This is a genomic window from Thalassobacterium maritimum, assembly GCF_031127805.1.
In the GTDB taxonomy this organism is placed as follows: domain Bacteria; phylum Verrucomicrobiota; class Verrucomicrobiia; order Opitutales; family Coraliomargaritaceae; genus Thalassobacterium; species Thalassobacterium maritimum.
In genome coordinates this window covers 15,780-28,552 of sequence record NZ_JARXHW010000054.1, presented here as the reverse complement: position 1 = coordinate 28,552, position 12,773 = coordinate 15,780, and the positions used below count along the sequence as shown (strand labels likewise).

Below are 12,773 nucleotides of genomic sequence, written 5' to 3'. Positions count from 1 at the left end.
ATCCGTTGCTCTCGGCCAGCCCATACGCAAACGGGGTCTAAAGAGCCCCGCTACTAGAGAGCGTCTTCAGTAGCCGAGTGCTTTAGCCTCGGTTCCGACCGTCCGTTGCTTTCGGCCAGCCCTACGCGAACGGGGTCTAAAGAGCCCCGCTACTAGAGAGCGTCTTCAGTAGCCGAGCGCTTTAGCCTCGGTTCCGACCGTCCGTTGCTCTCGGCCAGCCCATACGCGAACGGGGTCTAAAGAGCCCCGCTACTAGAGAGCGTCTTCAGTAGCCGAGTGCTTTAGCCTCGGTTCAGACTTTCCGTTGGCTGCGGCCAGCCCTACGCAAACGGGGTCTAAAGAGCCCCGCTACTAGAGAGCGTCTTAAGTAGCCGAGTGCTTCAGCCTCGGTTCAGACGTTCCGTTGCTTTCGGCCAGCCCTACGCGAACGGGGTCTAAAGAGCCCCGCTACTAGAGAGCGTCTTCAGTAGCCGAGATGTCTTATAGCCTCGGTTCAGACTTTCCGTTGGCTGCGGCCAGCCCTATGCAAACGGGGTCTAAAGAGCCCCGCTACTAGAGAGCGTCTTAAGTAGCCGAGTGCTTTAGCCTCGGTTCGGACCATCCGTTGCTCTCGGCCAGCCCTACGCAAACGAGGTCTAAAGAGCCCCGCTACAGGACAAGCATACACCATTCATCATTGAACGTTCGATGTTCCCAATGTTCGCTCTCCCTCGTTTCCTGCGCTTTAGACTCGACCTGATAGACTTTTCTTATTTACGCTAGATTTCTGTTTAAACCCTAGAACCCTGCTTATGATTCTGAGTCTTCATTCTTTCGCGCTCGCTGCTCCTTTAGACCTTTCGGGGGAGTGCCTGCTTCTGGTGGAACTGCTGCTGCCGCGCAATGGCATTGCCCGTAAAACGGCACTCAAAGAAGTGCGGCTGTCTAAGGGGAAAGCTAGCTTCGCGCGAGCACCTTTCTATGAGCGGGGCCTATTGAAGGAAAAGCTGGACGGCCCTGTCGGACTCAAAGTGAGCATCACCCGGCCGCTTAAGCACCCAGAGTTGGCGCAATTTATGCGTCAGCTCTGGGCCACTGGCTTGGAATCTTCGGGCGAGCTGTTGTCGTCTTCGCTGCTGCGCTACACGCCCTTCGATGATGTTGTCGAAGAGGCCAGCGAGCAAGTGGCGGATCGTATCGCCGAGGAGCCTGCATTGATCGCGGAAGGGGGGCTAGATCTCGATAGTGAGCGGCTCTCCGCGGGGGAGATTCGGATTCCTTTAAAACTGCTGTCCACACTGCGTTCCAGTCGTGGGCTTGCACTTTCGCAGCAGCGTGAGAAGCGGAAAAGCGCGAGCCAGACATATAAAAAGGGGCGTCTGGTGGGGGAAATTGCATTGCACTTAGAGCTCTAAATTTCCTAGCTTGATCTCCACGGAAGCATGTCGCCAGCATGCGACAATAAAAATTCCCCGTAGTTTTAAGCACACCGGTTGCTGCCTCCGCTGTGCTTCGTGATTGACGAATCGGTGCAGTTATAAATGGTGCTTCATCCTTTTATGAAGCCCTCTTCAGTCAGTGTTAAGCGAAGCCAAGCGCAGCCAATCTCGCGGCGAGAATGGTTGGTTGCGTGTTCGGGCGGTTTAACTTTGGCCTTTACTGCCTGGGGCCTCGGGGGCGTTGAAATGTGGACCTTGCATGTGTTATTGGCAGGAGGTCTATTCACATTTATTTGCGCGCTGGCACCTTGGCCGTCGCGTCAGTCGGAATCAATGCAGCAAACAGGCGGTGCGCCAGTCAAACGCTTCCTCGGCGCGGCATTTAACTATTTGCTCAACGTATCCGCCGCGAAGCGACTGCTACGCTTTCCTTTCTTTTGGTTGAGCTTCATCTTTTTGCTCTATCTACTGATTGGTGCCTGTAATCCCTCGGCTGAGATTGTGCGTGACGAGCGCGGCTGGTGGGTGGAGGCGATGCCCGCAACAATCGCGCTCTGGTTGCCCACCTCCGTGCAATCCGACTATCAGCCGATGAATGCCTGGCGTGTGCTTGTTTCTTTCACTGCAAGCTTCTCATTGGTCTGGGGTCTTTGGGCTGGGCTCACCCGCCGTAAAACGACTTTGCTCGTGCTGTGGTGCCTCTTGCTGAGTGGTGGAGGCATGGCAATGGTGGCGATCTTGCAGCATTTGACAGAGGCCAAAGAGGTGTTGTGGACCTTCTCCTCTAGTAATGAGAACTTCTGGGGCAGTTTCTTTTACCGTAACCAAGGGGCGGCTTATCTCAATTTAGTCTTAGTCGTCGCCGCTTTTCTCTTCTTTTATCATGCCATCAAAACCCGCCAGCATTTACGTTCGGGCGGGCCGCACTTCCTTTGTCTTTTTCTATTTTTAGTGACGGCAATTTCGGTTGGTAGCGCACTTTCACGCGGAGGCATTGTTTTTGGATTGGTCTTATGTTTGGCTTTTGCGGGGCTCTTGGTGATTTATGGCGTGCAGGCACTTTTTCACTCACGTTCTTTCTTATTGGGAGCATTCACCTTCGCGGGATTACTGGCTGCGGGATATGGCGCTTTTTTATACATTGATTTGCAGGCGATCGAAGAGCGCTTTGGCGATGTGGAGCAATCCTTAGAGTCTGGTGGACATAATACCCGTGCGATTTCGACGCGTGCCACTTGGGATATGGCGCAAGATCGTTTGAGGTTGGGGTGGGGCGCCGGTTCTTTCCGCTACATTTTTCCTATGTATCAACGAGAATATCCAGATATTTACTATGCTTATTATCATTCGAAATCTCGCAAATGGTTTGGCCGGAAGAGCTTTAGGTACGCGCATAACGATCTGGTCCAGTTTGTAGCTGAATACGGCATCGTAGGAACTTCTCTAGTGTTCGGGGGCATCCTTCTTTTGTTGCTGCAAGCGTTCTTCAGTAGCAGAGGGCAGTTGTTTGCTGTGCTCATTCTACTGGCTGGCGCAGTGCAGGCCTTTGGGCATGCCTTCTTCGATTTTATCTTCAATAGCCCTGCTTATTGGATGGCTTTTCTCGGTTTACTGGTGGCTGCGACGAAGTTGTTACGACTCGAATCTGCCAAGAAATCTCAAAGACGCAGTCAAAATTGCTAGCAGTTTTTGCGTATCCTCGAAACTCGGTTTCGGGGTGGTGCATGCTTGCGTATCCTCGAAACTCGGTTTCGGGGTGGTGCATGCTTGCGTATCCTCGAAACTCAGTTTCGGGGTGGTATCAACGCGCTCATTTACAGCCCAGTTTCGTTTTGTTCAAAAAAACTTGAACAAAACGAAACTTAACTGCAGTCTGCCGTTATTCTTGTGCCTTGCACCGCTAGTTTCTTCTCTTTTTATGGCTCGTTTCTCGACGTGACCAATGGCGGTAGCGTGCCGAGAGCCCCTCTGCTGCGGATTGGAGGATCGAGCATTGCACTTTCCATTTGAAGTTGAGTAGCTTTGGTCAATCTCTTGGTTGACGAAGGCATCGTATCGTCGCTTGGCGCATTAGACGCCCCGTTTATTTTATGAAAATATTACTCACAGGTTGTGCCGGATTTATTGGTTCTCATACATTGGAGCGTCTGCTCGCAGATGGTCATGATGTGATTGGCGTCGATAACTTCGATCCATTTTACGCTCGCTCACTGAAAGAAGCGAATCTGGCTGCGTCCAGTGGACCGGGGACCACCGGGCAGGGCTCTTTTGAATTACTTGAAGCGGACCTCGCGGAGGCCACCACCTATCAGAAGCTTAAGTTTATGGCTGCCGATCAGCCGATCGACGCCATTATTCACCTCGCCGCTAAGGCGGGCGTGCGCCCTTCGATTGAGGATCCAGTCGGCTATCAGCGGGCCAATGTGATCGCGACTCAAAATTTGTTGGAGTTTTCCAAGGAGAATGACATCAAACAGTTCGTTTTTGCCTCCTCTTCCTCAGTCTACGGCGTCAACCCGAATGTGCCTTGGACTGAGAAGCATGATGTGTCTGGCCCGATCAGTCCCTACGCCAGCACGAAGGTGAGCTGCGAATTGCTCGGCCATGTCTACAGTCACTTGTATGGTATTCGGGTGCTAGGCTTGCGCTTCTTTACAGTTTACGGCCCACGCCAGCGCCCTGATCTTGCGATCAACAAATTCGCGCGCTTGATTGAGGCCGAAGAGCCGATTCCAGTCTTTGGCGATGGCTCTACTCGCCGCGATTACACCTTTATTGACGACATCGTTGGCGGCATCCTTGCATGTGTCTATAAATCAGTCGCCTCAGGCGCACCAGAAACTGAAAACGGGAAACTGAAAACTGAACAACCGGAGGGCTGTATGCCAGCCTACGCAGTGATCAACCTTGGCAACGATCAAACCGTCACCTTGGCCGAAATGATTGCAACCATCGAAGAAGTGGTCGGTAAGAAGGCCATCATCGATCGCCAGCCCGAGCAACCGGGCGATGTGCCTCAAACTTGGGCCGATGTCAGCAAGGCTGATGAACTGTTTGGCTACAAGCCAACGATCACATTTAAAGAGGGCGTGACTGAGTTTTATAAATGGTATCAAGCACAAGGACGCTCCTTCTAGATTTGAATCGCTTAGCGGCGAGACTGCAGCCACTCCATCGTTAACCAAAAATTAAATGCGTATACTAATCACTGGCGGAGCCGGTTTTCTCGGATCCCATCTTTCTGAACGTCTTCTAAATGAAGGACATGAAGTTGTCTGTATGGACAACTTCTTCACTGGACGTAAGGCCAACATCGTTCATCTACTCGAAAACCCTTATTTCGAACTGATGCGGCACGATGTTGTGGATCCCTTCAAATTGGAAGTGGATCAAATCTACAACTTGGCCTGCCCCGCATCGCCGGTGCATTATCAGCACAACCCGATCAAGACCACCAAAACTTCGGTGATGGGGGCGATCAATTGCCTCGGGCTCGCAAAGCGCGTCGGCGCACGTGTGTTTCAAGCTTCGACTTCCGAGGTCTATGGTGACCCGAGTGTGCACCCGCAGCCCGAAAGTTACTGGGGTAATGTCAACACCATCGGCATTCGCTCCTGCTACGATGAAGGGAAGCGCTGCGCGGAAACACTCTTCTTTGATTACCACCGTCAGAATCAAGTCGATATCCGGGTGGTGCGCATTTTCAATACTTATGGGCCGCGCATGCTGGCCGACGATGGCCGCGTGGTTTCCAACTTTATCGTGCAAGCGCTCCAAGGCCGTGACATCACAGTCTATGGCGAAGGGCAGCAGACACGCTCATTCTGCTATGTAGATGATCTCATCGAAGGCTTCATTCGCCTGATGAACCAAGAGCAAGTGGTCGGCCCGATGAATATCGGCAACCCCGGCGAGTTCACCATCCTTGAGTTAGCGCAAAAGGTGATCGAACTTACTGGCAGCCAATCAAAAATCGTCTATCGCCCCATGCCGCAAGACGATCCCAAGCAGCGCAAGCCCGACATCACACAGGCACGTGAAGTGCTTGCTTGGGAGCCTAAGGTTCAGCTTGAAGCCGGGCTGAAGAAGACCATCGAGTATTTTGCTCAGCATTTAAAAGCCTAGTTCGGCATTAGACCTCTTAACTCACCTAAATATATATGAAAATCTGTTGTATCGGAGCTGGCTACGTAGGTGGCCCCACCATGGCGATGATCGCGCACAAATGTGCGGATCACACGGTTACTGTCGTTGATATCAACCAGGCGCGCATTGACGCTTGGAACTCGGATGAGTTGCCAGTGTATGAGCCAGGTTTGGATGAGGTCGTGCAAGCGGCACGCGGCAGCAATCTCTTTTTCTCCACCGATGTGGACACCGCCATCCGCGAAGCGGAGATTATTTTCATCAGTGTCAATACGCCCACCAAAACCTATGGCGTCGGTGCGGGCTGCGCCGCCGATCTGCGCTTTATCGAGAAGTGTGCGCGTAAGATCGCTGAAGTATCTGAAGGGGACAAGATTGTGGTTGAGAAATCCACTCTACCGGTCCGCACTGCTGAGTCGATCAAGCGCATCTTACTGGCCAACTCCGAGGGGCGCGACTTTCAGATCTTGTCTAACCCGGAATTCCTCGCTGAAGGCACCGCGATCGCTGACTTACAGAATCCCGACCGCGTGCTGGTAGGGGGCGATCAAACGCCCGCGGGTTTAGCTGCCATTCAGAAGCTGGTCGACGTCTATGCGGGCTGGGTGCCACGTGAGCGAATCCTGACCACCAACGTGTGGTCTTCCGAGCTCTCTAAACTCACTGCCAACGCCTTCTTGGCGCAGCGCATCTCCTCTATCAATGCGATCTCTGCCCTGTGTGAAGCCACCGAGGCCAATGTCGACGAAGTCGCCAACGCGATCGGCACTGATAGCCGCATCGGCCCGAAATTCCTAAAATCTTCGGTCGGCTTTGGAGGTTCATGCTTCCAAAAAGATATTTTAAATTTGGTCTACCTATGCCGCCACTTCGGTCTGCCCGAAGTAGCTGATTACTGGCAAGGCGTGATCACCATGAATGATTACCAGAAGCACCGCTTCGCGCGCCGTGTGGTGTCCACGCTGTTCAACACCGTTTCCGATAAAAAAATCGCAGTGCTTGGCTTTGCCTTCAAGAAAGACACCAACGATACCCGCGAGTCCGCTGCCATCTACATTTGTCGCGATTTGATCGAAGAGCAGGCCAAGCTAGCCATCTACGATCCTAAGGTTTCAGAGGCGCAAATCCGCCAAGACTTGAAGGTCACTGAAGAGAATCCTTATGTGACTATTTGTGAAGATGCTTATGCGGCGACCAAGGATGCGCATGCCGTCCTGATCCTCACAGAGTGGGATGAATTCAAGGCACTCGATTTCAAGAAGATTTACGACCAAATGCAATTGCCCGCTTTCCTCTTCGATGGGCGCAACTTGCTCGATCTTGAGCAGCTCGCAGCGATTGGCTTCGAAGCGCGAGGCATCGGGCAAGGATAAGTTTTTTCTTTATTTGATGTGAACGGAGATAGGACGAATGAATATGATGAAATCATATCTGAAACAACTGAGGCTTAAAAAGCGTGGTATAAGCGTAGATTTACAGTCGATAGTTCCTATTGATTTGAAGATTGATCAAAGTGGTAGCGTGCGAGGTTCTGAAATTGTGCGTATCGAAGGTTCCCGGATTGGACGCTTGAAAATGGGGGCTGGCTGTAAGTTTTCTTATTGTTACTGTCGTGGCGATATTAGGTTAGGGCGCTATGTCTCAATTATGGGGCCAGGCACTGTCCTGAGTGCAATTGTTAATCATATTGAGGTCGGATCTTTCAGTTCAATTGGACAATCAGTACAGATACAGGATTCGAATCATCGTATTGACAAAGTTTCTACTTATTTCATGGGGAGAAATTTGTTTGGAGAGGGCTTGTCGTTGGATGTGACTAGTCCTGGGCCTATTACTATTGGTGAAGATGTTTGGATTGGCTCTAATTCGTCAATATTGGCGGGTGTCTCGATTGGTCGAGGCTCGATTATTGGAGCTGGATCTGTTGTTAATAAGGATATTCCTCCATATTCGATAGCCGTTGGAAACCCCGCTCGAGTGATACGACAGCGTTTTCCAGATCATGTGATTGATGAATTAGAACAATCCCAGTGGTGGACTTGGCCATTAGATAAAATTATTTCCCAGAAAGAGAATTTCAGTAAATCAATCGATAGAGGAGAAGGAGCCGTTTTTGATTAGTATATGGACATTGCGATTATAGTCATAGCGTACAATCGACCACGCTCCATAGCTAGGCTGCTTCATTCGTTAGACTTAGCTAATTATTGTAAGGACGATGCAACTCTAATTTTAAGTATTGATAATTGTGGAGACCGATCCGTGTTGGACGTCGCTGAAGCTTTTAATTGGAAGCATGGTCAAAAAATTATTCGTTTTCATGAAGAGCGCCTAGGTTTAAGAAAGCACGTTCTCTCCTGCGGTGATATTTCGTCTGACTATGATGCTGTCATTGTATTAGAGGATGACTTATACGTGTCTGAAGATTTCTATCGATATACAAAATCAGCTATTTTAAATTATCGAGGAATCAACGAATGCGCCGGGATTTCTTTGTATAATCATAAGACTAATGTCCATAATATGCTTCCATTTGATCCTATTTCGGATGGGAGCGATGTCTATTATTTACAAATGGCTTCATCTTGGGGCGTTGCATGGAGCTCAGCACAGTGGAAGCCTTTTCGGGGGTGGTTGGAGTTGAATCAAGAGTATGATTTTGATCAGAGTCCACTTCCACGGAAAATCAAGAACTGGAAAGATACTTCGTGGCTGAAATTGTTTGCCGCTTACTTATATGAGGAGGATCGTTATTTTACATATCCACGAGTGTCTTTAACCACGAATTTCTCAGATCCAGGCACTCATGTGGCTACTGGAGATACTCGCTTCCAAGTGCCTTTGTGCGCCTCGCGTATCGGTGAATATTCTTTTTCATCGATTGAATCCTCGCGGGCGAAATATGATGCCTACTTTGAAAGTCGTGTGCTCTGTGATGTGCTCGGTGTTGACGATGAAGATTTAGTTTGTGACTTGTATGGCTATGGGCGTAGTGTAAAGAAGGGACAATTTCTTTTAAGCCCATTGGTTTCAAATGCTAAAAAAATACGTAGTATTGGCCTTGCTCTCAAGCCGCATGATCAAAATGTGATCAGCGGGGTCGAAGGCTCAGAGCTATCTCTGTATGAAATTCACGAAGATGGCCTCTCGTTCAGGAGCAGCAGCGAGGCATATCAAACTGCCCTCTATTATCAGCCTTGGGGCTCTTTGAAAAGATTGCTCACGCTTGTCTTGGGGCGTGTTCAGGAGAGCTTGCGGCGTAAATTAGGAATTAAGTGAATCTCAGTAAAATAGTTTCAGAGCTTCGGCAGAAGTTTCTGACTGATTCCTTCTCTCAGAGTGTGGCAAAGCTAGCTGGAGGGGCTGCAATCGCGCAAGCTTTGACTTTGGCGGTTTCTCCTGTATTATCGCGATTGTATGATCCCGGAGATTTTGGAGTGCTCGGAGTTTTTGCCTCGTTCACGGCAATCGCGACGATGTTTGCAGCATTGAGATATGAGCAAGCGATTCCATTGGCGGACTCTGATGAAGAAGCTACGAATGTCGCCTTATTAAGCGTTTTCGTATTGATCAGTCTATGCGTCATTGGCTTGGCTGTTCTGTCTTATACTGTGATCGCAGGATATCCTATGCTGGATGGCTTGCCACCTGCGTATTTATTACTGCTACCTTTCTCGGTATTCGCCGGTAGTATATATCGAATATTTGTTAACCTCACGATTCGCTCTAAAAATTATGGTCCTATTGCGACCACTAAATTGTATCAGTCGGTTGGTCAGGTAGTGGTGCAATTAGGCTTGGGTCTTTGGCGGCCCCATCCGTTAGGATTGATTGCTGGATTTATAGTCAGCCAAGGTGGTGGTTCCTTGACGTTATTTGCAAAAAATAAAGCTAAAGGGAGCTTACTTAAGAAAGTAAGTGGTTCATCGATTCGACATGTGGCTCGGAAGTTTAAAGAATTTCCATTGGTTTTGAGCTGGGCTATTTTATTAAATTCTGCAGCGATGCACCTACCTGGTGTTCTAATTGCAAAGTATTATGGAGTCGGTGCTGCTGGACTTTTCTATCTGAGTCGTCGTGTGCTAGGTGCACCTATGGTTTTATTAAGAACATCGGTGTCGCAGGTCTTTTTAGGCGAAGCATCTTCACTTTATCGAGAGAATCCGGTCAAACTCAATGCACTCTTTCATTCGACCAGTCGAAAATTACTGAAGATGGGAAGTCTCGTGTGTATTCCTGCAGCCGTAGTATCTCCCTACTTGTTTCCCTTGGTCTTTGGTGCAAATTGGACGATGGCTGGGCAGATTACCCAAATTCTTGCTCTATTTCAGCTGTGTCAATTTACTATAGGGCCACTGATGCAGGTTTTAATTATTATTGGTAGGAGGAAAACTCAATTGATGCTAGATGTCGTACGTTTTAGTCTCGTTATTCTAAGTTTCTATATTACCAGCTTAACTGATCGGGGAGTTTTGTTTGCGCTAATGATTTACGTTTTAACAGCGTCCCTATTTTATGGGCTAAATTATCTTTATATTTCAACATTACTCAAGCGAGCATCGGAAAATGGACATAGCAGCTAATAACGTGATACCTGTATTTATCGGGGGGACTGGTCGGAGCGGTACGACAATTCTTCAAAAATTGCTAAAATCTGGATCGGGCTTCCTGTCATATCCTTTTGAACTAAGACTAAATGTAGACCCTGGTGGCTTACTTGATTTGAAAACTGCCTTGGTTGATCATTGGTCTCCTTATGCGGCCGACATCGCATTGAATCGATTTTCTGATTTAATGTCTGATATGAGGCGAAAGAGTCGTCGAACTTTTTACGAAAATAGATTTTTAGGGCGTATGGGTATTTCACCTAGTCGTTACCCAAGTGTTGGTTTCTCCAACCTTATTGGCAGGCCGGTTTTTGATGAAATCTGCGATGAATTTTTGAAGAGCTTATATCGCGAAAAGGTGCCGGGGCACTGGGGGGGGTCGGCTCCCTATCAAATCAAGTCATGTATCTATGAAGCAGATCGGATGTCTGAAGTTAAATTTGGCTCGGCGGCACAGGTCTTTATAAAACGTCTGCATGATGCTTTTGCCTGTCAGTCTGGCGTGTCTTATCAGGCATGTATTGATGATACGCCTTACTCAATACTGCATGCTGATCAGCTACTTCGTATATATCCAAATGCGAAGTTTATCCATATTTATCGAGATCCACGTGATGTGGTGGCTTCGTATGCTACAAAATTTTGGGGTGGTGATGATTATGTTGCCATTGCACGTCGGATTTGTGCTGTTTTAAACCAGTGGCACTTGGTTCGCGAGCGTATCAGTTCATCGAACTATATTGAAATAAGCATGGAAGCCTTGTTGCAAGAGCCGATGCCAATCCTTAGCAATGTGGCTGCTTTCGTTGGAGTGGAAACTACTTTTTCTGAAAACTCACATGATTTATCCAAAGGGCATACTGGTCGTTGGAAGCAGGATATTCCTTTAGATTTACAAGACGAAGTGAATGAAATTCTGGGAAATTCAATCGAGATGATGGGATATGATACTGGTTCTAATTAAGCGGATTGGGTTTTACCTATTGTTACCTGCTTTTCGTGTTTTTCGAGAGCTTCGAGTCATTGCGAGTAATCCTAAGGTCAAATTCGGCTACCGTACTCGCGTCGTGAATAGTGAATTTGAAGGAGACAACACGGTTGGTTCGGATACATCTTTAAATCAGGTGCAGCTGGGGCGAGGTTCTTATGTCGCCAATGGTGCAGCCATTAAGTATACTGCAATTGGCAGGTTTTGCTCGATTGGGCCGGAGGTATTGATTGGTTTGAGTCGCCATCCCATGGATATGGTTTCGACTTCGCCGGCATTTTACTCAAAGAAGCGTGATGCATGCCCCTTAAGTTTTTATCAGATAGATAGTTATGATGAGCAACTTAATACACAGATTGGAAACGATGTCTGGATTGGGGCACGAGCTGTCATTGTTGGAGGAGTTACTGTGGGAGATGGTGCTGTGATTGCATCATCTGCAGTGGTTACTAAGGATGTGCCTCCATATTGTATTGTTGGTGGTGTGCCAGCTCGGCCTATTGCAAAACGTTTATCGGACGAGCAAATTGAACTGGTTTTATTGAATCCATGGTGGGAGTGGACGTCTGCGAAATTAAAAGAATACGGTGGAGATTTTCGGTCTCGTGAACAGTTTCTCGAGAAACATTACATGTAAGTTATGGGGAAGTTAGTATATATTTTGTCCTTTGGGCATTCTGGGAGCACTTTGCTCGATTTAACTTTGGGGACTCATCCTCAGATGTTATCTACGGGGGAGTTGATGTTTCTGCCCTTCAATTTACAACGTTCATTAACTGCAGAATACCCGATTTCTGATGGGAGTCGGTGTTCTTGCCACTTGAAGTATTTAGATTGCCCTGTTTGGTCGGAGACGATTGAACGAATTGTTTTAAAAACTGGTGATATATCTATACGAGACAATCCACTTAGAGGTTTTGATATGTCCTTCTTGCGTGATCAGGACTTTTTTGCTTCAGGTAAGTTAGCTGATCGTATTAGGAAATGGTTGATACTCGCTGTTCCAGAAGTTTCGACTCGTTGTATTCAAAACTCATTCTCATTGAAGAACAATTGGGACGTGATTGATACTTTGGCTGAATGCTCAGGTAAGAAGTATATTGTAGACTCGAGTAAGGATGTTTTTCGCTTGTTTCATTTTTTACGCTATCGACCGCAGGATATTAAAGTGGTCGTAAATATTCGTTCGCCTTTTGGTGTTGTTAACTCCTATCGTAAGCAAGGGCGATCTGCAGAGTCAGCTGTCAAGCAGTGGTTGCGTTATTATCGGTCTGCTGTCCGTTTGTGTAGACAATTTGATATTGACCCGTTCTTAGTGAACTATGGCTCATTGTGCGAAGATCCTATTGCTGTGCGGAGAGCTGTTTTGCAGTATTTGAACGTTGCAGATGATGGGATGGACGAACTTGTCATCAATCGTGGTGGTCATCACATGGCATTAGGCAACGGGATGCGATTTCAAGATGAAATACGTATTCGTGCGGATGATGCCTGGAAGACCGTTTTGCCTCCCGCCGATAAAAAAATTACTGTAAATTATTTAAAGAAAAGAATCGATACTCTGAGTAGCTTAATTTCTACTAAGCAAAAGAATGCGCTTTTGAGTCAGTAGAT

The 12,773-nt window shown here is 48.0% G+C and carries 11 protein-coding genes; all 11 read left to right on the top strand.

Annotated elements, in window-relative coordinates; all coding sequences use genetic code 11:
* Positions 1-791 precede the first annotated feature (791 nt).
* The 11 genes from QEH52_RS16700 (at position 792) to QEH52_RS16650 (ending at position 12,771) form a co-directional block, all read left to right on the top strand.
* Positions 792-1,394 carry a hypothetical protein gene (locus tag QEH52_RS16700; protein WP_308952005.1) on the top strand — a complete coding sequence of 201 codons (603 nt, stop codon included), beginning with the start codon at positions 792-794 and terminating at the stop codon, positions 1,392-1,394.
* Between the two features lie 144 nt (positions 1,395-1,538).
* Positions 1,539-3,101: an O-antigen ligase family protein gene (locus QEH52_RS16695; RefSeq protein WP_308952003.1), complete on the top strand. Its 1,563-nt coding sequence runs from the start codon at positions 1,539-1,541 to the stop codon at positions 3,099-3,101.
* Between the two features lie 407 nt (positions 3,102-3,508).
* The gene (locus QEH52_RS16690; RefSeq protein WP_308952001.1) at positions 3,509-4,555 is read left to right on the top strand and encodes a GDP-mannose 4,6-dehydratase; all 1,047 of its coding nucleotides are present in this window, start codon (positions 3,509-3,511) and stop codon (positions 4,553-4,555) included.
* A gap of 55 nt (positions 4,556-4,610) precedes the next feature.
* Positions 4,611-5,543, top strand: coding sequence for a UDP-glucuronic acid decarboxylase family protein (locus QEH52_RS16685; protein WP_308951999.1), 933 nt, complete (start codon positions 4,611-4,613; stop codon positions 5,541-5,543).
* A gap of 35 nt (positions 5,544-5,578) precedes the next feature.
* Positions 5,579-6,937: a UDP-glucose 6-dehydrogenase gene (locus tag QEH52_RS16680; RefSeq protein WP_308951997.1), complete on the top strand. Its 1,359-nt coding sequence runs from the start codon at positions 5,579-5,581 to the stop codon at positions 6,935-6,937.
* Between the two features lie 37 nt (positions 6,938-6,974).
* Positions 6,975-7,685, top strand: coding sequence for a CatB-related O-acetyltransferase (locus QEH52_RS16675; protein WP_308951996.1), 711 nt, complete (start codon positions 6,975-6,977; stop codon positions 7,683-7,685).
* A gap of 141 nt (positions 7,686-7,826) precedes the next feature.
* Positions 7,827-8,843, top strand: a complete 1,017-nt coding sequence (locus tag QEH52_RS16670) for a hypothetical protein (protein ID WP_308951995.1) — start codon at positions 7,827-7,829, stop codon at positions 8,841-8,843.
* Positions 8,840-10,147: an oligosaccharide flippase family protein gene (locus QEH52_RS16665; protein WP_308951994.1), complete on the top strand. Its 1,308-nt coding sequence runs from the start codon at positions 8,840-8,842 to the stop codon at positions 10,145-10,147. Before QEH52_RS16670 ends, QEH52_RS16665 begins: the two co-directional genes overlap by 4 nt.
* Complete coding sequence (locus QEH52_RS16660) at positions 10,131-11,135, top strand: sulfotransferase family protein (protein ID WP_308951993.1); 1,005 nt, start codon at positions 10,131-10,133, stop codon at positions 11,133-11,135. The genes QEH52_RS16665 and QEH52_RS16660 overlap by 17 nt, the downstream gene beginning before the upstream one ends.
* The gene (locus QEH52_RS16655; protein ID WP_308951992.1) at positions 11,116-11,796 is read left to right on the top strand and encodes a CatB-related O-acetyltransferase; all 681 of its coding nucleotides are present in this window, start codon (positions 11,116-11,118) and stop codon (positions 11,794-11,796) included. The genes QEH52_RS16660 and QEH52_RS16655 overlap by 20 nt, the downstream gene beginning before the upstream one ends.
* 3 nt (positions 11,797-11,799) lie before the next feature.
* Complete coding sequence (locus tag QEH52_RS16650; RefSeq protein ID WP_308951990.1) at positions 11,800-12,771, top strand: hypothetical protein; 972 nt, start codon at positions 11,800-11,802, stop codon at positions 12,769-12,771.
* The last annotated feature ends 2 nt before the right edge of the window (positions 12,772-12,773 follow it).

Bases quoted from the DNA above. Each gene is read 5' to 3' on its own strand.
- QEH52_RS16680 (WP_308951997.1), top strand. From the start codon at position 5,579: ATGAAAATCTGTTGTATCGGAGCTGGCTACGTAGGTGGCCCCACCATG.
- QEH52_RS16685 (WP_308951999.1), top strand. From the start codon at position 4,611: ATGCGTATACTAATCACTGGCGGAGCCGGTTTTCTCGGATCCCATCTT.
- QEH52_RS16690 (WP_308952001.1), top strand. From the start codon at position 3,509: ATGAAAATATTACTCACAGGTTGTGCCGGATTTATTGGTTCTCATACA.
- QEH52_RS16650 (WP_308951990.1), top strand. From the start codon at position 11,800: ATGGGGAAGTTAGTATATATTTTGTCCTTTGGGCATTCTGGGAGCACT.
- QEH52_RS16700 (WP_308952005.1), top strand. From the start codon at position 792: ATGATTCTGAGTCTTCATTCTTTCGCGCTCGCTGCTCCTTTAGACCTT.
- QEH52_RS16660 (WP_308951993.1), top strand. From the start codon at position 10,131: ATGGACATAGCAGCTAATAACGTGATACCTGTATTTATCGGGGGGACT.
- QEH52_RS16655 (WP_308951992.1), top strand. From the start codon at position 11,116: ATGATACTGGTTCTAATTAAGCGGATTGGGTTTTACCTATTGTTACCT.
- QEH52_RS16675 (WP_308951996.1), top strand. From the start codon at position 6,975: ATGAATATGATGAAATCATATCTGAAACAACTGAGGCTTAAAAAGCGT.
- QEH52_RS16695 (WP_308952003.1), top strand. From the start codon at position 1,539: ATGAAGCCCTCTTCAGTCAGTGTTAAGCGAAGCCAAGCGCAGCCAATC.